The sequence below is a fragment of the Halomarina pelagica genome (assembly GCF_024228315.1).
GTDB classification, from domain to species: Archaea; Halobacteriota; Halobacteria; order Halobacteriales; family Haloarculaceae; genus Halomarina; species Halomarina pelagica.
On the sequence record NZ_CP100454.1, the window covers coordinates 3,518,339 to 3,541,364 of the forward strand.

At 58.1% G+C, this 23,026-nt stretch carries 27 protein-coding genes and 4 pseudogenes; 15 read left to right on the forward strand and 16 right to left on the reverse strand.

All coding sequences use genetic code 11. From position 1 onward, the window contains the following. The first annotated feature begins 78 nt into the window (after window positions 1-78). The 3 genes and pseudogenes from NKI68_RS18420 (at window position 79) to NKI68_RS18430 (ending at window position 2,029) form a co-directional block, all read left to right on the forward strand. Window positions 79-870: an SWIM zinc finger family protein gene (locus NKI68_RS18420; RefSeq protein WP_254544591.1), complete on the forward strand. Its 792-nt coding sequence runs from the start codon at window positions 79-81 to the stop codon at window positions 868-870. After that, window positions 852-1,235, forward strand: a pseudogene (locus NKI68_RS18425) (IS66 family transposase); the annotation flags it as partial. The gene NKI68_RS18420 and the pseudogene NKI68_RS18425, both read left to right, overlap by 19 nt. Before the next feature lie 173 nt (window positions 1,236-1,408). Further along, window positions 1,409-2,029: a hypothetical protein gene (locus NKI68_RS18430; protein WP_254544592.1), complete on the forward strand. Its 621-nt coding sequence runs from the start codon at window positions 1,409-1,411 to the stop codon at window positions 2,027-2,029. A gap of 277 nt (window positions 2,030-2,306) precedes the next feature. Here the strand turns inward: NKI68_RS18430 and NKI68_RS18435 are convergent, their stop codons facing one another. After that, entirely contained in the window at window positions 2,307-2,831 is a 525-nt protein-coding gene (locus tag NKI68_RS18435) for a hypothetical protein (RefSeq protein ID WP_254544593.1), read from the reverse strand. Between the two features lie 155 nt (window positions 2,832-2,986). Next, window positions 2,987-3,214 carry an HVO_A0114 family putative DNA-binding protein gene (locus tag NKI68_RS23960; RefSeq protein ID WP_438267788.1) on the reverse strand — a complete coding sequence of 76 codons (228 nt, stop codon included), beginning with the start codon at window positions 3,212-3,214 and terminating at the stop codon, window positions 2,987-2,989. On the opposite strand from NKI68_RS23960, the gene NKI68_RS23965 reads away from it, so the two are divergent. Then, a complete protein-coding gene (locus NKI68_RS23965; RefSeq protein WP_254544594.1) occupies window positions 3,110-3,394 on the forward strand; it encodes a hypothetical protein in 285 nt (94 codons plus the stop codon). The genes NKI68_RS23960 and NKI68_RS23965 overlap by 105 nt on opposite strands. Before the next feature lie 445 nt (window positions 3,395-3,839). Here NKI68_RS23965 and NKI68_RS18445 read toward each other — a convergent pair whose 3' ends face one another. The 4 genes and pseudogenes from NKI68_RS18445 to NKI68_RS18455 form a co-directional block, all read right to left on the reverse strand. Further along, on the reverse strand, window positions 3,840-4,067 hold the full coding sequence (locus NKI68_RS18445; RefSeq protein WP_254544595.1) for a winged helix-turn-helix transcriptional regulator: 228 nt from the start codon (window positions 4,065-4,067) through the stop codon (window positions 3,840-3,842). Window positions 4,068-4,882: 815 nt separating this feature from the next. Then, on the reverse strand, window positions 4,883-5,086 hold the full coding sequence (locus NKI68_RS18450; RefSeq protein WP_254544597.1) for a hypothetical protein: 204 nt from the start codon (window positions 5,084-5,086) through the stop codon (window positions 4,883-4,885). 99 nt (window positions 5,087-5,185) lie between these two features. After that, window positions 5,186-5,554: pseudogene (locus NKI68_RS23970) on the reverse strand (DUF7718 family protein); the annotation flags it as partial. 1 nt (window position 5,555) lies between these two features. After that, window positions 5,556-5,810, reverse strand: coding sequence for a transcriptional regulator (locus NKI68_RS18455; protein WP_254544598.1), 255 nt, complete (start codon window positions 5,808-5,810; stop codon window positions 5,556-5,558). 187 nt (window positions 5,811-5,997) lie between these two features. Between NKI68_RS18455 and NKI68_RS18460 the strand changes: the two genes are divergently transcribed. Then, window positions 5,998-6,609, forward strand: a complete 612-nt coding sequence (locus NKI68_RS18460) for a DUF8118 domain-containing protein (RefSeq protein ID WP_254544599.1) — start codon at window positions 5,998-6,000, stop codon at window positions 6,607-6,609. Between the two features lie 510 nt (window positions 6,610-7,119). On the opposite strand, the gene NKI68_RS18465 is transcribed toward NKI68_RS18460, so the two are convergent. Further along, window positions 7,120-9,042 (reverse strand): alkaline phosphatase D family protein, encoded by a 1,923-nt coding sequence (locus NKI68_RS18465; protein WP_254544600.1) that lies wholly within the window; start codon window positions 9,040-9,042, stop codon window positions 7,120-7,122. A gap of 537 nt (window positions 9,043-9,579) precedes the next feature. Between NKI68_RS18465 and NKI68_RS18470 the strand changes: the two genes are divergently transcribed. Together NKI68_RS18470 and NKI68_RS18475 are read left to right on the forward strand one after the other, a co-directional pair. Beyond that, window positions 9,580-10,140 carry a DUF7342 family protein gene (locus NKI68_RS18470; RefSeq protein ID WP_254544601.1) on the forward strand — a complete coding sequence of 187 codons (561 nt, stop codon included), beginning with the start codon at window positions 9,580-9,582 and terminating at the stop codon, window positions 10,138-10,140. Between the two features lie 9 nt (window positions 10,141-10,149). Beyond that, window positions 10,150-10,629 carry a toxin-antitoxin system TumE family protein gene (locus tag NKI68_RS18475; RefSeq protein WP_254544602.1) on the forward strand — a complete coding sequence of 160 codons (480 nt, stop codon included), beginning with the start codon at window positions 10,150-10,152 and terminating at the stop codon, window positions 10,627-10,629. 227 nt (window positions 10,630-10,856) lie between these two features. Here the strand turns inward: NKI68_RS18475 and NKI68_RS18480 are convergent, their stop codons facing one another. From NKI68_RS18480 to NKI68_RS18515, 9 genes and pseudogenes are all read right to left on the reverse strand, one after another. Continuing rightward, a complete protein-coding gene (locus tag NKI68_RS18480; protein ID WP_254544604.1) occupies window positions 10,857-11,804 on the reverse strand; it encodes a transcription initiation factor IIB in 948 nt (315 codons plus the stop codon). Window positions 11,805-11,936: 132 nt separating this feature from the next. Next, on the reverse strand, window positions 11,937-12,365 hold the full coding sequence (locus NKI68_RS18485; protein WP_254544605.1) for an SWIM zinc finger family protein: 429 nt from the start codon (window positions 12,363-12,365) through the stop codon (window positions 11,937-11,939). A gap of 129 nt (window positions 12,366-12,494) precedes the next feature. Beyond that, window positions 12,495-13,421, reverse strand: a complete 927-nt coding sequence (locus tag NKI68_RS18490; RefSeq protein ID WP_254544606.1) for an ArdC-like ssDNA-binding domain-containing protein — start codon at window positions 13,419-13,421, stop codon at window positions 12,495-12,497. 87 nt (window positions 13,422-13,508) lie between these two features. Then, window positions 13,509-13,856: a DUF8013 domain-containing protein gene (locus NKI68_RS18495; protein ID WP_254544608.1), complete on the reverse strand. Its 348-nt coding sequence runs from the start codon at window positions 13,854-13,856 to the stop codon at window positions 13,509-13,511. 76 nt (window positions 13,857-13,932) lie between these two features. Beyond that, window positions 13,933-14,943: a DUF6610 family protein gene (locus NKI68_RS18500; protein ID WP_254544609.1), complete on the reverse strand. Its 1,011-nt coding sequence runs from the start codon at window positions 14,941-14,943 to the stop codon at window positions 13,933-13,935. Window positions 14,944-15,046: 103 nt separating this feature from the next. Next, entirely contained in the window at window positions 15,047-15,346 is a 300-nt protein-coding gene (locus NKI68_RS18505; protein WP_254544610.1) for a hypothetical protein, read from the reverse strand. A 55-nt stretch (window positions 15,347-15,401) separates the two neighbouring features. Then, the gene (locus NKI68_RS18510) at window positions 15,402-15,641 is read right to left on the reverse strand and encodes a DUF8129 domain-containing protein (protein WP_254544611.1); all 240 of its coding nucleotides are present in this window, start codon (window positions 15,639-15,641) and stop codon (window positions 15,402-15,404) included. A 32-nt stretch (window positions 15,642-15,673) separates the two neighbouring features. Then, window positions 15,674-15,757, reverse strand: a pseudogene (locus tag NKI68_RS23975) (DUF7389 domain-containing protein); the annotation flags it as partial. Beyond that, window positions 15,753-16,508, reverse strand: coding sequence for a TrkA C-terminal domain-containing protein (locus tag NKI68_RS18515; protein WP_254544612.1), 756 nt, complete (start codon window positions 16,506-16,508; stop codon window positions 15,753-15,755). The gene NKI68_RS18515 and the pseudogene NKI68_RS23975, both read right to left, overlap by 5 nt. Before the next feature lie 406 nt (window positions 16,509-16,914). On the opposite strand from NKI68_RS18515, the gene NKI68_RS18520 reads away from it, so the two are divergent. The 8 genes and pseudogenes from NKI68_RS18520 to NKI68_RS18550 all read left to right on the forward strand — a co-directional run bounded on the left by NKI68_RS18520 (window position 16,915) and on the right by NKI68_RS18550 (window position 22,783). After that, on the forward strand, window positions 16,915-17,553 hold the full coding sequence (locus NKI68_RS18520) for a helix-turn-helix domain-containing protein (RefSeq protein WP_254544613.1): 639 nt from the start codon (window positions 16,915-16,917) through the stop codon (window positions 17,551-17,553). Between the two features lie 86 nt (window positions 17,554-17,639). Continuing rightward, window positions 17,640-17,849, forward strand: a pseudogene (locus NKI68_RS23850) (HalOD1 output domain-containing protein); the annotation flags it as partial. A gap of 40 nt (window positions 17,850-17,889) precedes the next feature. After that, window positions 17,890-18,711, forward strand: coding sequence for a response regulator (locus tag NKI68_RS18525; protein ID WP_254544614.1), 822 nt, complete (start codon window positions 17,890-17,892; stop codon window positions 18,709-18,711). Window positions 18,712-18,909: 198 nt separating this feature from the next. Then, window positions 18,910-19,332 (forward strand): DUF2391 family protein, encoded by a 423-nt coding sequence (locus NKI68_RS18530; RefSeq protein ID WP_254544615.1) that lies wholly within the window; start codon window positions 18,910-18,912, stop codon window positions 19,330-19,332. Window positions 19,333-20,094: 762 nt separating this feature from the next. After that, window positions 20,095-20,688 carry an HdeD family acid-resistance protein gene (locus tag NKI68_RS18535; RefSeq protein ID WP_254544616.1) on the forward strand — a complete coding sequence of 198 codons (594 nt, stop codon included), beginning with the start codon at window positions 20,095-20,097 and terminating at the stop codon, window positions 20,686-20,688. Window positions 20,689-20,800: 112 nt separating this feature from the next. Continuing rightward, entirely contained in the window at window positions 20,801-21,445 is a 645-nt protein-coding gene (locus NKI68_RS18540) for a helix-turn-helix domain-containing protein (protein WP_254544617.1), read from the forward strand. 226 nt (window positions 21,446-21,671) lie between these two features. Beyond that, complete coding sequence (locus NKI68_RS18545) at window positions 21,672-22,223, forward strand: redoxin domain-containing protein (RefSeq protein WP_254544619.1); 552 nt, start codon at window positions 21,672-21,674, stop codon at window positions 22,221-22,223. Further along, window positions 22,220-22,783 (forward strand): DsbA family protein, encoded by a 564-nt coding sequence (locus NKI68_RS18550; protein ID WP_254544620.1) that lies wholly within the window; start codon window positions 22,220-22,222, stop codon window positions 22,781-22,783. The genes NKI68_RS18545 and NKI68_RS18550 overlap by 4 nt, the downstream gene beginning before the upstream one ends. The last annotated feature ends 243 nt before the right edge of the window (window positions 22,784-23,026 follow it).

The window sequence follows — 23,026 nt, forward strand, 5'->3', positions numbered from 1 at the left end:
TTCACTCGATGTGAGGTAGGAGGAAGCGCCCGCGTGGTAGGACACGCAGGCCACTGTCTCTGGAGAACCCGAAACAGCATGACAACAAACGGAATCCGACGTGAAGAACGTACCGACGACGACCGCCACGACAACGATCTGGAGCTGGAACTGGAGCCCCGCGACGTCCGGGCGCTCACGGACTACCTGCTGGTCGTCGAGGAGGCCCCCGATCTGTACCTGGTCTACGGCGAGGGCGGCGACGAGTGCACCGTCGACACGCGCACGGACGCGTGTACCTGCCCGGATCACGAGTACCGTGGCGTCACGTGCAAGCACGCCCGCCGCGTCGCCTTCGAGACCGGCGCTCGCGACGTCCCGGCCTGGGCGGGTCGCGACGCTATGGATCCGCTGCTCGTCGACGCCCTCGAGGAGCGCGACCGTGAGGCGGCGACGGACGACATCCAGGCGTCGGCGATCGCAACGGACGGGGGGATCCTCGTCGCGAGCGACGACGGCGAGATCCTCGAACCGGCGTTCACCGCCACGTCGAGACGCCGGAACAGGGCGGCGAGCCGTACGTCCGGTGCGAAGGCTGCGGTCGCGAGCTGCTTGCGCGGCTCGGCGGATGGGACGCGCTCCTCCACGCCGAAGACTGCCCGAACGCGGACGCGAACGGCCGGACGTCGACGTCGACGGGGCGTCGCTGATGTTCGCCGCGTGCGACCGCTGCGGCGAGATCACGCGCGACGTCCGCCGGTTGACCGTCGACGGCGAGCTGCGCGAGCTCTGCCCCGACTGCTGGGCGGACGCCGGCGTCCTCGACGCCGTCCGTCTCCTCGCCAGCATTCGTTTCGGCGGCGGCGTCCTCGACGGCGAGCGCGGTCCTGAGCGCCCAGGCGGCGGCGTCACACTATTTAGAAGAGTTGATCAGAGTGAACTACGAATTCGAGAAAGTCACGCAGTTAGCCGAGAAGATCAGGAACGGGCTAGGAAGTTGGCTGACGTTCGTCACCGAGTCAGAGGTGGATTCGACGAACAATCGCGCAGAGCGCGCTCTGCGCGAGCAAGTAGTGATGCAGAAGATCTGCGGCGAACTCTGGTTTCCAACCGGAGTCCGCCGCCACGAGACGCTCTCGACGATGGTAACGACGTGGGAACGCCAAGGACTCGATCCGCCAGACCAACTGACGTCAGTGCTAGGAGGAGAGCGACCAGAATCACGAGCAGAGGCATCTATGAGGGGACCGCGCTAAACACATACGAGCACTCTAGACGAGTTCGGGACACGACCAATTTGTAGGGCCCAGATAGTGTGATCATTCACACTATTTCCTTAGGATAGTATAATAATAATTTGTCACCTGTCTAATACACTTACAGTGGATGGAGAAAGTACTTAACAGACAATAATATATACGGATATGAAATGGAAACAGATAAACCATCGGCATATTCAGATATAAGTCGTCGATCTCTCTTAAAGAGGTCCGGAGTAGCCCTTGCAGGTGTAGCAACAAGTGCTGGTACACTTGGTACGATTGGAGGTGTCGCCCGAGCAGACCACGAACCGAACTATGTTAAAGTTACCTCTAGTGATGGATCAACACAGTTCAACTACGAGATATGGGTAACTGGCGATATCTGGAAGTACAGTGGAACAGAAACAAATGACCATGATAATGGGCGCTGGATATCAGGGTCTCTATGGGGTGGGGAAGATATCTATGCGTACACGGGAGCTGTTGAGTTGGTCTATGTCGATGGGGATGGCAATCACACGTATTATGTTAACCAACAACACGACCTCGGAACGTACCAAGTGTCGATATATACCTCAGGGGGAAATAGAGACGCCTATTATAACTGGCACCAGACTGATATCATCAGTCCTCGGAACGATTCACTCGAAAGTGACGATTCTGTTAGCGGAAGTGTCGCTACAGGATACGTTCGAACAGGAACCGATGAATTCTACGCCTCAGGATCACTAGAATATCTCTATTGTGAGAGTAAAGATCAGGGACTCTACTGGCGTGCGGACTACTAATGCCTTCCCAAGCGTCGACTGATGGGCGAAAACCAACGGACGTGAATTCGTCTCGGCTAGTCGGTCGAGACTTGGCGACGCACTAGTGGGCCTTCAGCCGTTAACTGCTAGATTCAAACGGTAGACACGGAGGACTGGAAACTAGCGATTCACGACTGAAGCAGCACTAGTAGGCCTTCAGCCGTCAACTGCTAGATTCAAACAGCAGACACGGTAGACCCCAATCTAGCGATTCACGATTGAAGCAGCACTAGTCGTCGGTAAGTAAATGCGGGAATTACTGCCCGCTACCTTGTCGGGATAATACAAGCCCGATAAGGGCTGCCACGAGTATCCCACCCACAATTACATATTCACGCGGTGCGTCAGCGATGGCGGTGAGAGTACCGGAATCTCCCGATGCTGGTCCCGCCGTCGCGTTTGACTTAGGAGATTCATTCGGCACCTTCGGGTTCGTCGGTGCCTCGTCGTTCAGGTCCTCGACGCCGTCGGCGTCGGTGTCACGGCTCATGGGATTCGTTCCTCGTTCGACTTCCTCGCCGTCTGAAACACCGTCACTGTCGGTATCGGGATCGGTCGGGTCGGTTCCGTGCACACGCTCCTCATGATCGGACAGTCCGTCGTTATCGCTATCAGTCCCGTTACTCTCATTACGTTCGTGGAGGTCGTCACTCTCGTTGACCCCGCCAACATCCGTTGAGTTGTTTTGCGGTGTTGCTACGACAGCCGCGCTGCTCACGAGGACAACGGCTGCGACGGTAATCACGACCGTACTCCGGTAGAGGGGGAATCGGGTGGACATCAGTCACACATCCACGTTAAAATATGAATACTTGGTGGCCCCACCGACCGAGTACGCGCGCCGCTACGCCGACCAGCACGGCGGAGAGGTCTCCGAGAAGCCGGCCTGACTGGCGGACCAACACTGACCGACCGGGCAGTCGCGCACGGAAGCAGTCAGCTGGGGAATTGTATCGAGACCTCGATAGCTTCAACCCTTCTCCGGAGGATCGGTTGCTTCTGCTGGCCGCTCGTTTCGAATTCGATAACGCCTAACGATTCAAGTTCGGCCAGATTCTGATGTACCTCACGGTACTCGCGGTCGACGGCCGCTGCCGCCTCGCTGATGCTCTCTGGGTGCTTCGAGGCGATGGACTTGACGAGTTCGAGATTCGACGTCCGCATGAGGCGGCCGACGTCGTCGAACTCTTCGAAGTTCAGGATGAAACGGACGTCCTACTCGATCGCCTCGCCAGTCTCGCCAGTTTCGGCGCGGCGGAGTCGCTCGCCGGCTGTGTGATCGCTCACGCGCGCCCGTGTGACGACAGCCGATACGTCGCCGTCTTGCGGTTCGGGTGTCAGTGACCTCATGGCCGGCCTGTTCCTCCTCTGGACCGTCTCTCTGTGGCTCTGGACCCGCCGATTCGACTTCCGGCGAAAGGCTTGGGAGTTCCGCTGGCAGTAACGACGACCCCCGTTCCGTCGTCGCTTCTCCTTCCCGCCTGGCCTGTCTCGTTTAACAGTTGTTGCACGCTCGCTATATGCCCGTGAGACGGGAGTCGCCCGCAGCGCCCCCTCAACCAGTGTCATGGGTCAGTCGTGGCTCCCGGCGTGTCATGGGTCGGTCGACGTCGCCGCAGGGCTGACGCGGCCCGATTTGCGGCGCCGCAAACCAGGTCACAAAACACCGGCGAAGGGAAACGCCCGACGGCAGATGAATCCGCCTCGCGGGCGAGCGCGCGTAAGCCTGTTACGAAAACATCGACGGCGCAACCAGGAACTGCTTCCTGCCAGGAGGGGGCGGGCAGAGCTACGGCCGTTTCATCACCTGCGGATGGATCCAGACCCGCGTCGGCCCGACCTTTTTACTCCAGATTAGCTCCTGCTCTTCGAGCTGGCGGAGACGGTACGTCACCCCCTGCCGAGAGATGCCGACGAGGTCCGCGACCTCTTGCGTCCCGGCCGGCGTGAGACGATAGACGGCGTTGCTCAGCTCCCGATCGGCGATTGGCGTCGTCCGGCGCCGAAGGTCATTCATACAAATCGGGACGTCCGGTAGCAGGAAAATCGTTCCTACGTAGCGGAACACGCCGAGGCGCATCAACAACGAACCTGACGGACCGGTCCCCCTGATTTAACCAACACGGCCGGCAAGAAAAATGATTAAGAGTTTGTTCGGTTTGCTGTCGAATTGTTCACGTTCGGCATTGAGCTGCTCACGTCCGACCAATCCATCGAGGTCCGTTGAATCTCACCGTCGAGGGGTTTTTCGATGATCGTGATCTATAGCGTTCGTATTGAGCGGTGGGGCGTCGCAGCCGCTGTTCCCGACGGCGTTCTGATTCCCACACGGCGCGCCATGCCCCGGCGCCGTTCCCCGGCCGTCGTGCATGAAACAGCGAGCGTCCTCGCTTCGTACGAGACAGCGACAAGGGCCGTTCTCGGTCGGTGCTCGACACCGCGGCGAAGTATTCCTTGCCGTCGGTCTTCGGACCGTCTCCGGCGCCGTCAGGGGCGTCTGTCGGGCTGTCGTCGGTCGGGGCGGATGCAGTCGACTGGGCGGGCATAGGTGCCTATTGAGAGTCTCCGTTAGAAACCGATAGACGGCGGTGTTACTTTGTGTTTGTTCCTCTATACGGCGGGTTTTGCGTATGGAGACGCCTGAGACGGGGGTGCAGACGGGCTAAGGCGTCCCCTGACCGGCGACGAGCGGCGCTCCTGGTTGCTCGAAGGGTTCGACGTAACCGTCCGGCTACGCGCGCGCGTAAGCCTGTCGCTACGCAAAATTCGATTGCCGACGGCTCTAGGCGGACGGTCGAGAAAGGCCTTACCGTCAAACGAGAAGACGGTGGATCACTCGACGGGGTCGCTCAGGGGATCAAGCCCCCCGACACACTCCCCGTAGCCGACGACCGTCCCCTCTTCCGGCGGGGCGATCTCAAGCTCGGCGGCCCCGCGTTCGATCTCCTCGGCGGTGGTCCCGGTCGCCTCGGCGAGGACCTCGCTCAGCTCCTCGGGCGTGAGAACCTCGTTCTCGGCGGGAGCTTTGCGGCTCATACGTCCTTGTAGCGGATCCGCAGTGATAAATGTGCGTGCAGAATCGCCCCCGTCGGGAGACCATCGGGGCGGTCTGCCGGGCGGGCGACGCTCCTCGTAGACGTCACTGAAATAGTCAGCTTCGCGTCGGAGGTACTGGTCGCACCCGCGAACCACGATCCCCGGGTTCGACGGCAGCGGTGCGTACCGGACCTGGAGGTGTACCGGCCGCTTCGAGCGTCGGGCAATATCGACGTGCAACCCCTCGCGATAGACGTCGTGGCCCTGAATCGACGTTTCGTTGTGGTCCATCCGAGCGATTGCCTCCCACCGCACCGGGTCCGTCACCGCCTGGTAATGGAGCGTCACGAGAAACCGTGGGATGTGACCCTGGTCGCGATCGAACCCGACGGTGATGTGACAGTCTGGCCGACCAGGAGAGACGTGATACGCGACGTCGTAGCCCGTCGGACGTGAAGGAGCACTCATCTCACTCGTCCGGGAGGTACCAAAGGAGCGCCCGACCCACCCGGCGCGACGCGACGAGCCCTGACTCGTCGGCCTCAGTAAGCTTCGCGTGCGCCGTCCGATACGCACACCCCACTTCGTCAGCGACTTCTTGGGTCGTCGCCGCGCCGTCGAGCGCCGCTACTGCCTCCCGAAACGCACTCAGCGGATAGGTCTCTGTGTACCGGCCGGACTCCTCATCACGCTCTTTCACCATTACGTCGTCCATTGCGGCCATCTGCATTAGTGTTATTCGACATCTTCCATATGCCTTTGCACTCGGACGCAATGGGAAGCTTTATTGCCATAGCACTCAGATGCAAAGGTAGAGACAGCCCGGCCCCTCGGGGCGTTTCACTCGATGCGAGGTAGGAAACGCCCGCGTGCTGGAACACGCGGGCTGGCTGTCTTACAGACCAACAGCCATGCCGACACACGAGATCACAACAGAAGACTGTACCGACCTCACTCAGCGCGACGTTCGCGCACTCACCGAGTATCTGCTGATCGTCGCAGAGGCGCCTGACCTGTATTTGGTGTACGGCGAAGGCGGCGATGAGTACACGGTGGATGCGCGGACCGGTGCGTGTACGTGTCCCGATTATGAGTACCGCCAGCCCGCCGGTGGGTGTAAGCACGTCCGTCGCGTCGCCTTCGAGACGGGTGCACGCGACGTCCCAACCTGGGCGAATCGCACTGCAATGGATCCACTGCTCGTTGAGGCGCTTGCGGAGCACGAGGACAAGGGCGAGGACGAGACGGCCGCTGGCGCGGCCGTCGAGGGTGAGACAGAGACGGAGACGACTATGCCCACGATTGCGACGGACGGTGGCAAACTCGTCGTCACCGGCGATGACGACGAGGGCCTTGACAGGTCGTCGTTCACCACGTCCGTTGAACCGCTTGCGCAGGGCGGTGAGCGCTACGTCCGCTGCGAAGGGTGTGGTCGTGAGCTGCTGATAGCGCTTGGTGGGCGCGACGCACTCCTCCACGCAGAGGGCTGTCCAAACGCGAAGCGGGAGGACGATGGGCAATGATCGCTGCGTGTGACTGCTGCGGCGGGATCAAGCGCGACGTCCGTCGGGTGACGGTTGACAGCGAACTGTGCGAACTCTGTCCCGACTGCCGGGATGGCATTGGCGGACGTGAATAGTCACCTACTCGGTACCGTTCGAAACGTCGAGTAGCCCGGTTCGTCGAAGGTCACGCGGTCCGGTTCCCAGCGTCCGGGACGCTCGACCGACTCTCGCAGTTCGGTCTATCGTCCCGGTGAGAGGACGTCGTCTGCATCGATGTTCACTTCGTCGAGCCCCGGATGGTCCATATGATACGTTCCGAGGAGCATCACCAGCACGTGGTCGGCGTCACACTCAGGCCAACTATCTCCATTTTCGTGCAATTTCTCGGAGGACATGAAGCAATATCCTCTCCGTCAGGTCTTGGCGCTGATGGTGTGACACAGACGCGGCCCCAGTCGAACAGCCACTCCATGAGTGAGAGTCGCTCGTTTTCGAAAGAAAGGGGAGGCGTTTCGCCCGCGATTGGCTTTAGACTGGTGCGTACGACGCTTCCGCGAGGACAATCCCGTCGTCGTTGGCGACGAGTACTGTGTCTGGGTTGCTGTTGTTCAGCACCGGGCCACCGAAGTCGGCATAGAGCGTGGTGGCAGTGTCCTCGCCACTCCCGTTTCGGACGGTAACCGTCTGGCCTGCGTCGAGAGTGAAGTCACCGAACGTGTAGTTCTGGCTCCCGGCTTCGAAGCTGAGGATGAACCCCGTGAAGTCGATCGCGGTGTCGCCTGTATTTTTGACCGTGGCGTATTCGTTGTTGAGGTCCCCGTCTTGGTCGGGTCTGATCTCCGTGATCTCGACGGCCGACTGCTGGGGTTGGGCAGGACGGTCGGAGGCCAGCTTCGCACCCGGAGCTCCAGCATCAGTCGTGAACGAGGCGGTCGTGCGTACAGTGGCCTCGGGCTTCTCGACGGTCGAGACGGTCCGATAGGCGGTCTGCCACTGCTCCGGCGTGATCGTACAGCGGACGTAGCCTCGCTCGTCGTTGAAGAAGCGCTGCCAGGGTTCACCGAGCGACGGCCCATATTGGGTGATCCCGGATCCATCGCCGAACGAGGAGAGCGAGGTGCAGATGTACTCGGTGCCGACCGTTTCGGAGTCAGGGTCCGAAAAGTCGGCTTTGAGGTTGTACGCGTAGTTGCGGTGGACGTCGCCGGTGATGACGACCGGGTTCAGGTCGGCGTCAGCCGCCATGACATCGAGCAGTCGCTCCCGGTCGGCCCGGTACCCGTCCCACTTATCACCGCCACCGAAGTTCTGCACGTCCGGGTTCGGGTTCTCGTCGGTCGCGGCGAACGGAACCTGCTGGGCGAGGACGTTCCATCGGGACGTGGAGTCGTTCAGCCCCTCAACCAGCCACTCCTCCTGTTCATCACCGAGAATGGTTCGTCCCGGATCGGCAGCCTCCTCGGAGGAATACACCTGATCGTCGCGGTACTGCCGAGTGTCGAGGACGTTGAACTCGGCCAGATCACCGAACGTGAAGCGCCGATAGAGCGGCAGGTTCGGGCCGTCGGGCATCCGCGAGGGGCGTAACGGCTGGTGTTCGAAATACGCCTGGTAGGCGTCCGCCCGGCGTTCGAGGAACTCCTGGGTCGGATCGTTGTTTTCGGAGGTTGCGTCGGCGTAGTTGTTTTCGACTTCGTGGTCGTCCCACGTCACGAGCCACGGGAACGCAGCGTGGGCGTCCTGGAGGTTCGAATCGGTCTTGTACTGCGCCTCGCGGATTCGGTAGTCAGACAGACTCTTGATCTCACGGGGCGGTTCGTGGCCACGATCGAGCGACCCCTGTCCGCCGCCTTCGTAGATATAGTCTCCCAGTTGAACCACCAGATCGAGGTCTTCGTCGGCGAGGTGGTCGTAGGCAGTGTAATACCCCGACGGGTAGTGCTGACAGGAGGTGAAGGCGAACCTGAGTTCATCAACGTCGGCTCCCTCCGCGGGAGCCGTTTTGGTTCTCCCGACCGGGCTTCGGTCAGGGCCGACGCGGAACTGATAGTAGTACTCCGTGTCGGCCTCCAACCCCTTGACGTCGATATGGACGGAGTGGGCGTATTCAGGACGCGCCTTCGCGGTACCCCTCCCCACGGTATCGTCCATGGCCTCGTCGGTCGCGATCTCCCACTGCACCGGCACCTGGCGGTCGGGCATACCTCCGGCTTCGGAGAGCGGTTCGGGTGCGAGGCGAGTCCAGAGGACGACGGAATCCGGAAGTGGATCACCAGAAGCGACGCCGAGAGTGAACGGATCGCCGGTGAGTGGACCCCGGTCGTCGTTCTCCGCGGCGGTACCGACTCCGGTGCTCGATGCACCGATACCGGCGACTGTCGCGGTCGTGACTGCCTTTCGAAGGAATTCGCGTCGCGTGCTGTCGAGTGGGTGGGCTGAGTGGTCTTCCACACCTCACCGCCAGATAGCCGGCAAGATAATTCCATATATTTTTAGTATGTATTAATTAGAGTGGTATGGATGGATAGATACCATCAGGTATCACAAAGTTTCTTCTCAATGTGAATTATGACCCGACTTGAGCATAGGTTCCGTGGTACAACACAGCCACAGCGACTAGTAGATATACGACACGCACCCATTTTCGGTTCCGTTCATACCGATTCCACCGATTCTCGGTATTGCGTTCCAAATGCTTTTCGCCCCACTCTTGCTCTGCTCGCTCGGCGGTCGCGACAAGCTCATGACGCACGATCCGGACGCGATCAATCGACATGGTGCTGTAGGTTGCGAGCTGCTTCTCGGTCAGTAGACACAGCTGGAGGAGTAAAACGAAGTATACAGCGGGGGTCGCGGAATGCCGAGCGGCCGAGAACGTTCGTTATCCCCCTGATGGTCTCCAAATACAGACGCTGACCATGCAGCTGCCGAGTATATATTTGTGGACCCGTAAGATATTATGCTCAGTAGAGCCTACGGCGAGCCAACATGACCGACACGAACGACCCTGGAAAGACCGGTACGCTCCCCGATCTGGACCTGGGTGACGCGTGGGCGGCTGAACTCGACGAGCGGTCGACCAAGGAACGGGTCTACGAGGTCGCGACGACGCTGACCAAGCCGACACGCGTCGCAGCCGTCGCCGACCGCGCCGAGTGCTCGAAGGGTGGCGCCCGGACCAACCTCGAGTGGCTCGCCGAGCTGGGCGTCCTCGAGCGGGTGGCCGACGATCCGGCCATGTACCGGCGAAACGAGGCCTACTTCGATTTTCGGCGCGTGTATCACCTCACCCGCGACCACGATGCGGACGAGCTCGACCGCCTGATCGAGGAGTACGAAGCCCGCGAAGCCGAACTCGCTACCCAGTTCGACGCTGAGACGCCGGCCGAGGTGGACGTACTGACGACGGTCGGGTTCGACGAACTCGACGCGGCGTACGACCGACTCAGCGAGTGGCGGACGGTCCGACGTCGACTCCGAGAGCTGCGACGGGCGCGGCTCATGCTGCAGCGTGATTACGGCGAGGGCGGAGAGCCATCGGTGGCATAGCCGACACCGATGGCTCCAGTTGCCGATCTCAACGAGGAGTTGATGCGGCTCATCGGGACGCGACTCGGCGGCCACGACTTCATCGACCGTGTCGACAAGTTTCCATCGGAGAAACCCGATCGAATCGTTGCCACGTTCGTCGATGTCCTCTATCCGACTCAGGTTTCGGCCGCATGGCTCGAACTGCGACTCCGATTGAACGACGACTGCAACATCATCTACATCGAAGACTGGGACGGGACTCGGTGGGAATGTCGGTGGGACCGCCACGACAACGATCACAACGCTCGGGAACATTTCCATCCGCCACCGACCGTCACGACCGCGACGGCGACAGACATCGACCTCCCCGACGATCCGAATCGAGCGGTCGAAACCGCGCTTCGGTTCGTCGAGGACCGAATCCACGATCTCTGGCAATCAGAGAACGTGATCTACCCGAGCGAGTACGAATTTCGTGGTGAATATGGCCCCAATATTTGGAAATGAGTTAACAACCCCGTCCTATCCCGACGCGAAGTACCTTCGATGAGGGTAGGGTAGTTCACAGCTGCCGGAGGTCCCCTCGTCGGTTTCGCTGGCGGGTTCGGATAACACTGGGGTATCGTCGGTGGAGTGTTCGACGTGAAATGAGATTTCTCCAAATCGACCATGTATACTTCACGAGTACAATACATCGAGATGAGGGAGCCTGGACCGACTAGCGCATTGTTGTGTCACGTTGTGCCCGTTTCCGGCACGAGCGCGTCGGTGATGGCTTCGTGATGAGTACGAAGGGTTACTGTCGAGATGTCTGTCGCCTCCGCGACGCGTGTCTGCGTCACACTCCACTCGCATTCCCTGGCAGCGGTGTAGAGACAAGCGGCCGCGACGCCTGCCGGATGACATCCATTCGAGATCCCTGCCTCAGCTGCCACCGCGGCGAATTTGCGTGCTCGTCGATGAATTCGATCGGGAAGGTCGAGGTCTGAGGCGAGCTGCGGAATGAATGCCTCAGGGTTCACTGGTTGGGTAGGTAGGCCAAGTTCTGCGTTCAGGGTATTGTAGGCCGTCGTCAGCCCTGACCGCTCACAGCGAGCAACAGTTTCGATCTCCTCGAGCGTTCGGGAAAGGCCGTTACACCGACACGCGCCGTAGACGCTCGCCGCGGCGATCGCTTCAATCGACCGCCCCCGGAGGAGGTCCTCGTTCTGAGCACTCCGAAAGAGCGTGCACGCCTGATCACGGATCGAGGTCCCGAGGTCAAGTGCGCTCGCGATCCGTCGCACCTCGCCCAGGCCGTGGGCGAGATTCTGATCGGCGGTTGACTGCCAGCGCGCCCACGTCTGCTCACGGCGAAGCCGGCCGAGTTGACGTTGTTTGGCCCCACTCAACGTCTGGCCACGACCGTCGCGTTTCCGCCCGATCGTCGTCGAGAGCCCGCGGTCGTGGCGTGCTGGCGTGAGTGGCGCACCCGTCCGTTCGCGGTTCGTCTCGTCGTCCGCGAAGGACCGCCATTCTGGTCCGTGATCGATCTGCTGGTCGTCGATCACCAGCCCACAGTCCTCACAGACGGTCTCGATCGCCGTCGTCTGTACCCGACCACTGCATTCCGGACAGCCAGTCGTCGTGTTACACTGTACGTCCTCGTCGAACCCGGTGTCGTAGATGTCTCTCGTCGCCATTGGTCTTCACCGATTTGTCGAGGGACGCAGCACGGCTGAGCGCCCCTCACCCCGTCAGGGGCTGAAAAACTCCTCGGCGTGATGCGGTGCTCGCTGTCTTCTGCGTCTACTCAGTACGAATACTACGACTCGCTATTCAGGGAGTGACCGCTTTCCCGTCTGGTAGCATTCCCAGCACGGAAACGCATCGTCAAGCCCCGAACACTCACACTCCTCGTTGTCCGTAGTCTCGTCGTGCTCGTCGTCGCTCCCTGGATCGAGCGTCGTCCCACCGTCGGCTTTGAGCTCTCGCTCGCTCGCCGCCTGCAAGACTGGCTGTCGAATCGCAACTGCAATGCGGTGCTTACAGGCGCCCGAATACGTCCGATCGGCTGGACAGGTGCATCTCACCGGGACGCCGTCGTGCATCCGCACGAGATACTCGTGCTCCTCAGGCGTGGCGTGACTCCCGTTGCGCACGAGGACACCGGTGGGTCGAAGTTGGAATTCGAACGCTTCGTACTGCGCGCGTTTGATCGTCCGTGTCGTCGGCTCGAGCTGGGTTAGGAGATGGGTCGCCATTCCGTGATCACCTACAGCGCACGTTCCTCGCGATCGCGCCCTGCACCCTTCAGGGGCTGACAAACCGACCGCACGAGAGCGAGCGATCAAGCGCGTTAGAGAAGACGTCAGCCGGGAGTTAGCGCCAGGTCACTCGCCAAGGACCTCGATGAGCTCTGCTGCCGTTCGGCTGATACGGCCAAGGCGCTCGTGAACGACCTCGGCGTCGTCCGATTCCCACGCCGCCAGATAGAACGCCGACCCGCTCGTGTCGAGGCCCCAGTACCGCCCGACGATGTACGCAACGGCCTCGGCTTCGACCTCACGCTTCGCTCGCTCGATCTCACCGTCGCCGTCGAAATGGAGCAGCGCATGGGCATACTCGTGAAGCAACGTGACCGCCAGGTCGGCCTGGTTCGTCCGGGCTTTCGCCTCGACCACTGGTCGAAGGTCGTGGAGACTCCGGTACTTACAGATGCCCTTCGCCTCGCCGTGCGCCCACTTGTCGGCATCGACGATCCGAACGGTCACGCCGAGTGCATCCGCAGCCTCTGTGAGTGCGGGCACCAGATCAGCAGTGGTACCAGTCGCCTCCGTTTCTAGCTCGGGGAGTGGCTCTCCCTCTGTCTGGGAGATATCGAAGACAGCGGTCGGTTTGAACCCCACGAGTCCCTTCGACCACTCGTCGGGCGGCGTCTCGTCGTACGCACAGTCGCTGTCCTCGTGGTAGCTGGGCGAGTTCTCGCATTCCGGGCACTGCTTCGTAATGATCGGGGCCCAGATCCAGATCGCCTGTTCGCCCTCCTGGACGTGCCGGTCGAACTCGTTCCGCCAGGTGTTGTAGCCTGCGACTGTCGTTGCCTCGGGACACTGGAGCTTGATGAGGAGCGTGTTTCGGTGCGAATAGTCGTGGAACCGACTCTGGACGTCTAACCATTCCTGGAACTCCTCACTTGCTTGTGCATCGTCGACGTGGTCGACGAGGTCGTCGATCCACGCTTCGATGGTACTGTGCATCTCGTCGTGTCGAGTGTCGGTCTCCTCGAACGAGACCGACGAATCACTACTCGTAGCCATGATTTTCAGGACTCGAAGTACCGCAACTGCGCCGATTCAGAACGCGCCGCACCCCTTCGGGGCGCAAAAAACAACTCCCCGTGAGAGTTACCGGAGTTCGTGTGGTTCGTCCGCGAACCCGACTGTAACGAGGTACTCGAGATACTCGTCGAACATCTCTACGTCGCTCGGCGTGTCTGTCGCAAGGTGCTGTGCCCACTCGATGGCCCATCGGAACGCGGGATCGGATCCGCCTTTGCCGTGGATGTACCACCAGCGAGCCGCTTTGAGGACGACCAGTGGGTTCGTCGGTGGCTGTTCGCTCGCTAGACCACGGGTGATCGACTCGATTTCTGTGGGCACGTCGGTCGGTTCGATCTCCCCGGATGGGGTGTTCGAGATATCGATTGGAATCTCATCGATTGAAACGTCGTCTGCAGTTTGTTGCTGACTCACGGAAATCACCATCTCGGAGGGCCTGATCTAGCACGCCCTCGTCCTCTCCGGAGGGCGCGAAAAACAGGACGCTGCGTCACGCAGGCGGGATGTAGACGCTCCGATCACCGGCAATCTCCTCAAGGTTGTTCCGATGCCGGTGCGAGAAGTAGCACTCATAGCAGCAGTACCCACAGACTTCGCCCGTATCATACTCGGCAACATACGGACCCCGCTTGACTGTCCATACGTTCGCGCAGCACTCGGTACACGCCGCGCTCTCGATATCGCCCGGCGTGGGCCCGGAATAGGTGAGTTCGGTCTCGTCCGCCTGGGGTGTCGAATCGGGCCAGACGCCGTGGTCCTGCCAGAACCCCTTGAGCCGGCTGAGACTATGCCGGACCGTCTTCCGGACCGTGACGTGGTCGGCGTCGCGACCACTGTCGTCCCAGCCGTCGGCCGTCCAGAACTCGCCGAACTGCGCCCCGCGATGCAGACCATTCCAGTCGAGGCCGACGATGTCGGCCGGCGGGTCCCCCGTCAGCGTTGGTTGGGTGAGCTGCTCCACGACCTCGAGTTGCTTGGGTGGACTGCCACCAAGGATGTGGACGCGACGGCCCCGCCAGTCGACGGGGTCGGAGAACTCATGGGCAAGTGTGTCCGCGTAGCCTCGCGAGTAGCCAAGTACGATATCATTAGGAATCGCCTCGATGGCGGTCCGGCATTTCGGGACGATGATGAACTCCGTCTCTGGCAGGCTCTCCTGGAGCTCTCGAATCGTGTCGACGTACATCTGTGCTTCTGTAGCGTCGTAGGCGTCACCGATGACACCCACGTCGGGCTCGTACTCGAGCGCCCGATCGACGTACCGATCAAGATCGGGATTCCGAAAATCGTTGTCGAGCATCCCCACTGGACACTCGAGGGTATCGAATTGCGACTGCTGATACGTGCAGTCCTCGCGAAACCCAGGGAGGAAGCCGAGGGTCAGCGCATCGATCGTAAACGGAACCCGATGGAGGAACGCCACGTACGCCGCCTGTCGGGCATCAGTGTGTGTCTCAGTAGAACTGTTGCTAACTGGGCCTGCGCTGTCGTGAATGGCCATGAGGAGTCTCCTGCGGGACTCCGTCGCCCCGCAGGGCTCTCCGGGGCACGATAGACCTCGCTAAGATTAACCAACATAAGTAGAAAATGGGACTGCGTGTTGGTTAATCACCGAACAGACACTGCATCGCTGCCTCGTCACCTGTGAGCGTCTGTTGGTCGGCGTCAGTATCCGCGAAGAGCGTCGACTGGTCTCCTGTTGAGGACTGCGCTACTTCTGGCCGGTCGTCGACGCCGAACTCACTAGCCTCGGGGCGATCGAGCCGCGAGTCTCGGTCGCGATGATCGACGTCTGCACCGAAGTCCTCGAGCGAGGTCTCGACGCTCGTCTCGGCCAGTTCGAGCTGGCCGTTCTTACCGAACGCAGTCTGTCGCTGAATCTCAATCTCGGGGCGGTCGCTCATCTAGTTCGAAGCCTCCACCACTGATGGCGTCGACAAACAGCCCGTGAGCGTCCATTCAGGTATCGTCTGACCGAAGCTCGCTGGCTCGGTCATCGAGCCGGCGAAGAATCTGGACGCGTTGCTGGTGGTCGTTCTCGTAGGCAACGCACGCTCGCAACGTCTCCATGTCGTTGATCGTGGCGATACCTGCGTTGATGAGTCGCGTATTCGGTGGGTCGAGACGCTGTTCTGGGGACAGCTCGCTCGAATTTGGGTCGTGTTCTCCTGTGTCGCTCACTCCTGGTCGCCTCCACATCTCCTGAGGCGACGAAAAACAGCACTCGCCCGCTACTCGTCGTCTCCTGGTTGGATCTGCCGAGCGCCCTCGGGGAGGTCGTGGATGTACTCGCGGAGGGTTTCCATGTCCTCACTTGATGAGCCGGTCTTCCGTTTCGAGTTCCTCTTCGTGTTCTTCAACAGCATCTTTATGCGATTGCACGTCGCTTGCATTACGCTCCGAGAGTTCCTGTAGCCGGTCTTCCTTTCCATAGAGCAATACGCTGTCACCGGGCTTGATTTCCGTGTCTGAACCGGGCGCCCCCACGTAGGAACCATTCCGCTGGATTCCGAGTAGGAGGATCCCTTCATCAGAAAGGTCGCACTCGTCTGGCGTTGTGTTTGCGAGCCAGTCGTCCTCCTCCACGTCGATTTCCGCAACGCGATACTCTCGTTGAAGGCCGAGCATTTCTGTATAATCTCGAAGTTCGAGGTCCGTTGTCCGTTCGAGCGACCATTCGATGAGCGGGGTTAGCAGTCGATTCAACCACTCACTGCGCGCGGCAAGAACAAGTAGAACGACCCCGGTAAGGATATAGACGAGGTTGAGACCGTTTCCTCCCTGAGAATCGGTGAACGAGAGGACGAGGGACGCGATGACACTCACTAACCCCACGCTTCCCAGTCGGATGAGCGCCTTGATGATCTTTCGCCGTTCTGATGTCGCCACTGTCTGTTCTGCCTCTTCTGTTGTATATCCAGCGCCGGAGAACGCCGACGTCGACTGAAACGAGGCGACGTCCGGAGAGAGCCCCGTCATTCGAAGTGCGATCGATCCAATCCGGACGATCAGTAGTGACAGTGCAAAAATAACCAGCAATGAGATAATGGGTTGTGTGGGTACCATGACTCCTGTACGTTGGGCGGGGTCCCACTAAATGCACTCTCCGGTGGGATATCGGTCGTGTCGAATTATTCCAGTCTTCGCTTGGGTGTACCCACACGGTTCGTTGCGGAGACCAATCCTGTTCCGTCTCTTCGGCCAAGTACCTTCTCCGAATATGCCGAGGTAGCCTCGAATGAGGCTATGCAAGAGGAGAAACCACCGATTGTACTGAGAAGTCCTAACTGGTCGACGGTTAGGTGCTACTCTATCCCGTGCTTAGCCGTTTGAATGTCTTCGCTGATGACTCAAACCGTCTGAACTCGTCGCTCAGTAAAAATAATGATGGTTGGGGGCCTACGTCTCTGCCGAAGAAGTCACCATGATGAAGGGCCAAACACGCACCCCCACACCGGGACAATAGCTGGCTATGATTACAATCACCGAGATCTCTGTGCCGGCCGAGTCGTTTACGCTGGGGCAACTGTTCACCGCTGAGCCAGATATTGTGATTGAACTTGAGCGATTAGTCCCTTTGCGAGAAGACGAGATTATTCCCCAGCTCCGGATAAGCGGTGCTGATTCCGATGCTATCACGAGAATACTTGACGAGGCATCGGCCGTCGAAAAGGTTGAGACGCTGATTGACATCGACGGTCGGATCTTGTGCGAACTCCGATGGAACTCCAGCATCAACGGGCTTCTCCAAGCACTCCTTGATGCTGATGCTAGAATTCTCGCGGCGAGGGGATCGGCAGAAAAGTGGGAATTTCAGCTTCAGTTCAAAAATCATGGGGATTTAGCCATATTCAGAAACGGAATTCGGAAAAATGATATTCCGCTCACGCTCCGATCCATAACTAATCCAACAGCAATTGAGAATGAAGAACTACTTACAGCCGAACAATCGGATGCGCTCATCACGGCCTTTGACGAGGGATACTTCGAAATACCTCGAGATATCGAACAAGCTGAACTGGCGGTCCTTCTCGGAATCAGTGGCAACTCTCTCGCAGAGGCTCCGCCGAGGGACAGCGAAACTCATAGAAGCAGCATACGAAGCCGGTGAGTTTCGAATCTAACCGTCCGCCACTTAAAAAACTATCTCAATAGAGAGAGTAGCGCTGATTGCAGACCTGGTCGAATAGATAGACGATGCAACACGAAATTGATGGAAAGCCGAGCGATGCCGTTATTGGAGCAATGGCTGGAGTTTATGGCGTCGAAGAGACTGACTTGGTTGACGAGCTCGATCTAGCGCCGTTGGGTGATGCCCTCGATCCGGAGGCATTAGATGAACTATTCCAGAGTTGCGACGGTAATACCTGTCATGTGACCTTCTCTTGGGGGGATTATATGGTTACAGTTACACCTGATACTGTCAGTATAGTATCAATAGGAGAAAATGATAATTCAGAAGGATTTCAAACGTCAATGGGGGATGATAAGGATTTCACAAGCCGTGATCGTTTCTCTTCTTCGATCAAAATTCTGCACGTTGATGGAGGTCTATTTGAACCGGATCGATCCCACGTTCCAGGTTACAGTGCGTACCTCCGCCGAGGAAGGGCTTCAGTATCTTGCCGAAAACGAGGTGGATTGTATATTAAGTGATTACGAAATGCCCGAGATAGACGGACTCGACTTATTGGAGACAGTCCGTACACAGGGGTATGACCTGCCATTTATTCTCGTCACCGGGAGGGGGTCAGAGGAGATCGCAAGCGAGGCCATCAGTGCTGGCGTGTCTGACTACATCCAAAAATCAGCAGCCGGAGAACAGTATGAGCTCTTGGCAAACCGAATCCGGAATTTGGTTCAGAAATACCGAACTGACCAGCAGATACAGCGGGTTTACGAAGCTATCGAAATCGTTGACGAAGGCATTAGCCTAATCGATGTTAACGGGGAGTTCGTATACGTTAATAAACGGTATGCGGACATTCTCGGATACACTCCTAATGAACTGATTGGGAAGCATTGGTCCATCCTCTATCGGGATGAGGCAGAAACCAGCACTCTCAAAGAGCAGATTTCCCCGGATATTCCGGGCAGTGAATCTTCGGATTACTGGACCGGTCAGACCGTTAAACAACGTAATGACGGTACCCGGGTACGAACGGATCATCGACTCGCCTACACTAGTGATGAGATAATGGTTTGCTTGTTGTCGAACCCTACCGAAGTGGATACAGACTATGAGGGCCCTGTTGTTGAAATGGTTTAATTCGGTCTGATGATTTGAGCTGAATTTCTGTCTTCCACAGATATTTGTTGAAATCGTCTCGTTTCTTTGATATCTCACAGATGCTGATTTACAAATCCATCTACACTCGATTGATACGCGGAGTAAGCTCGCTAAACGATTATTGAAGACGATGGTATCAGGATAGTACCTTACCAATTGCTGCTGTATGGAACTCGTATGCCGAGAACGCCGCGATTCAAACTTAGTGATCTCGTACAGCAAATCGTCGGTGGTCTCTTCGTGGCGGGACCACTCGTGATAACCGAGGAAACGTGGCGCCTCGCCGAGCGGATGGAGGTTCCGCACGTTGTTTTCACGATGGTGATCGTCTTCCTCACCGGATATGGACTACTGTACAAAGCGGATACGCAGCACAATCTTAGCATCGAGAGCGATATCGGACTCGGTGGCGTTATCCCCCGTCGATTTCTCTCGCTCATTCTGGTTTCGTACCTTTCAGTCGGACTGCTCGCGTTCGCCTTTGCCGCTCCGTCGACGTTCGCTGTGACCAACGCGGTGACCCTCAGAGCAATTAGTATAAGCGCCATCTTTAGCATGATCGGCGCTGCAACCGCCGATACGATTCTCGGACGACGGTAATATGGGTTCCACGTTCGGACAGGATGACCTGCTTCCCGTGTCGCGAACGACTAGCGATATACCCAACAGGACTGCGCTTCCGTTACTTTCATCGATTGGTCGGTCGGACACAGATTCGGATTCACCACCCCTATCTGGAAGGTGGATCCCCGGCTGTGGAGAATCGAACGGATGGCCGCCTTTCAAACTGAACAGCAATTCGCGCGTAGAAAGGAGCGAATCTTCGGATACCGGCGTTGCTCGGACTGGGCGTAGCTCGCGAAGGCGACTAGAACGACGCCACCGGCTGTGTTTCCAAGTAACACTGGTGCCAGAACTCGTAGAACACAGTGAGCACCCCGGGTCTTGGAGCATCCAGAAACAAGACGAAGAGTGCTTCAGCCCCGAATAGAACCCGAGAACGGGAATCGTGAACCTCACCACCTATGTGTGATCTGTGTGTAACAACTGAGATGGGGTATGAGGTACGGACCTCAGAAGGGGTGATCCATGTGTTCAATGACGCGTCTTCTCTTCCGGGAACTGAGCGCAGACTATAGACGTGCTCTGTCTGCCACCACCGGGACCCCTCCGGAGTCGGGAGGTTTGACGGGATTCCACGATCCTGATCTCTCGGCACAATTGCTCCCTTTTATCGTCCTATCAGTTGGCCCTCTTTGTCAGCTCACCTCTGGGGCTTCAAACTAGTTATAAACGGGTTGTCTCAGCAACTTCCCTCTATTTCCGTGTGCGAGTTGTTAACACAGTCCGGGTGAAGGTAGTATGAGCCACGCTACAGAAAGCATACTGACTGTCACGGGCGAGAACTGGTGGCTAGTTGCGCTCCGAGGAGTCCTGGTGATCGTATTCGGCATACTGGCGTTCGTCTGGCCGGGAATCACATTGTTCGTACTGGTTATTCTGTTCGGGGCGTACGCTATCGTTGACGGTGTGTTCGCCTTTGTGAGTGCGTACCGGGCCTCCAAGAATCGCGATACTGCGTGGCCGTTTCTTCTCGAGGGGATCCTCGGCGTCATTGCGGGGATTGTTGCTTTCCTGTGGCCAAACATTACAGCAATAGCACTGCTGTATGTCATCGCAGCGTGGGCTCTTGTGACTGGGGCCTTCGAGCTGTACGCGGCGGTCAAACTCCGACGGGAGCTCGAAAGTGAGTGGTGGCTCGCGCTGAGCGGCGTCGCGTCCGTGATCTTCGGATTGCTTCTCGTCTTTTTGCCCGGCCCCGGCGCACTCGCGGTAGTCTGGTTGATTGCCGCATACGCGATCGTCTTTGGCGTGTTATTGCTCGCGCTCGCAATACGACTGCGTCGCTGGCAAAGTGGTGACCGAACAGCCAGAGAATCTACGACACCCACCTAGTAGTGGGATTGTTCCCTGTCATGGCCCTCATCACGGGATGTACGATCTGGACGGCGTTTCCTCTCGGGGAAGCAATACGCACCTATAACCGTTACAGCAACCAAGGTGAACTATGAGCGTCTTGGCCGAGTTCACACTTTCTTCGGAGGAGTTTCACTTCGGGGAAGTTCTCTCTCGAAATTTCCCAAGGCACGTTGAACTCAAACAGGTAGTCCCGATAGAGAGGGGTGCCACTCCATATTTTTGGGCTGAAGACGACGATTCAGCTCGATTCGAGGAGACACTCCGAGGGTACCAGTGTATCAAGAGCCTCAAACGGATCGATCAGATCGGGGACCACGTCCTCTATCGAATTCAGTCGAGTGAAGAGACAAACATATTCACCGGTATTCTCGAATCAGATGGGATTTTGCTCCAAGCGAGTGGGGATACTACGTGGAAGCTCCAGACGCTCTTCAGCAACAGAAACGAGCTGAAAAACTTCTTTGACTTCTGTACGGACAACGAAATCGGCATTCAAGTCAAACGCGTGGTTCCGCTATCTGACACGGACGAGGATGGCGGGGATTTTGGATTAACTTCAAAACAGCGTAAGGCTCTCGCAGTAGCTGCCGATCATGGGTACTTCAAATCACCGAGCGACGTCACGCTTGATGACATCGGGAATGAACTTGGTGTCAGCTCGCAGGCATGCTCGAAACGCATTCGGAGAGGCGTCGAAAAACTCGTCACTAACGCCTTGGAGACCACAAAGTGACCTCGTCACCGATAGATCACATCGGCAGATGACTGGGTAGTCAGAGCAACCTGTAGTGCTAACTATTCGCACGGAGAATAGTACATGGGGAGCATGCCCCATGACGAGCAATGAGCACACGGAGTACCGAACGCGTCAGACCAATCGGGGTGAATTGAGTGCTTGACCGACTGACTTGCCAGTTACGGGAGGCGGATATCGATCTCGTTGACAAGGGGGATGAGACATGAGTGCAAAAGATTACGAGTTCGAGTATGGTACTCAGGCGTATCCGACGGAAGTACTCGATTCCGGACAACAAGCGCCTGAATTTACGCTCTATGCCACACCTGACCAACGGCTTTCATTGAGTGAACTTCGCGGTCAGCCCGTGATTCTTGCGTTCTATCCCGCAGACTGGAGCCCGGTCTGTAGCGATCAGATGGCACTGTACAACGAGATTCTATCGGAATTCAAACGATACGATGCGCAGTTACTCGGGCTCTCGGTCGATAGCGTCTGGTGTCATGCTGCGTTCTCAGACGCTCGAAATCTCGAATTCCCATTGCTCGCAGATTTTGAACCGAAAGGCGATGTCGCTAACGCCTACGGTGTCTATCGGGATGAAGACGGTACAGCTGAGCGTGCCCTGTTCGTGATCGACGACGAGGGAGAAATCCGGTGGAGTCACGTCTCGCCCGTGGGTGTCAATCCAGGAGCGGAGGGGATTCTCACCGCGCTCGAAGATCTTCGACCCACCGCTTCGGAGGGCTCATCAACCATGGGTGACGGCGGATGAGCCAAACGACTCCCCTCGCGTCAACGCCAAAACTCGTGGTTCCGGTGAATGAGCAAGATCACATTCAGGGATCACCGGATGCACCCGTGACACTTGTCGAGTACGGAGACTACGAATGTCCTCACTGTGGTCGTGCTTATCTGATTATCAAAGATATTCAAAGGATACTCGGCCATCGGCTCCGTTTCGTCTTTCGAAACTTCCCCCTGACGACTGTCCATCCACATGCAGAACACGCTGCGGAGGCAGCCGAAGCCGCCGGTGAACAGGGGAAATTCTGGGAGATGCACGACACCCTCTACGAAAACCAGGACGCACTTGATGATGATCACCTCCGTGAATACGCGGTAGAACTCGGTCTCAACGTCGAACGCTTCTCCCGTGAAGTGTTCGTTGAGCATACCTATGTCGACCGTGTGCGTGAGGATTTCATGAGCGGTGTTCGAAGCGGCGTTAACGGCACTCCCTCCTTTTTTATAAACGGCCGTCGCCACGACGGTTCGTGGGACAAAGAGATGCTACTGATTGCCCTCAAGGAGGCCGCAGAGGACTCTCTGTAGATTTGACTCCCGATTTTGAACCACGCTAACGAGACGTCAAACCCATCCCGAGCGACCGCATCATCGCGTCTCTTCGGGCAAAGGACTGTTGTTGCATTCGCGACATCGGGGCGCATTTTGATCTCATTGTTTAGTCCACGGCGCAAACAAACAGTCGGCACGAACGGTATCAAACTCTCGGCTCTGGTGAATCGCCATACAGAGTTAGGGTGAGTAATTTCAGAAGGTTTGTAGCAGAGTCCA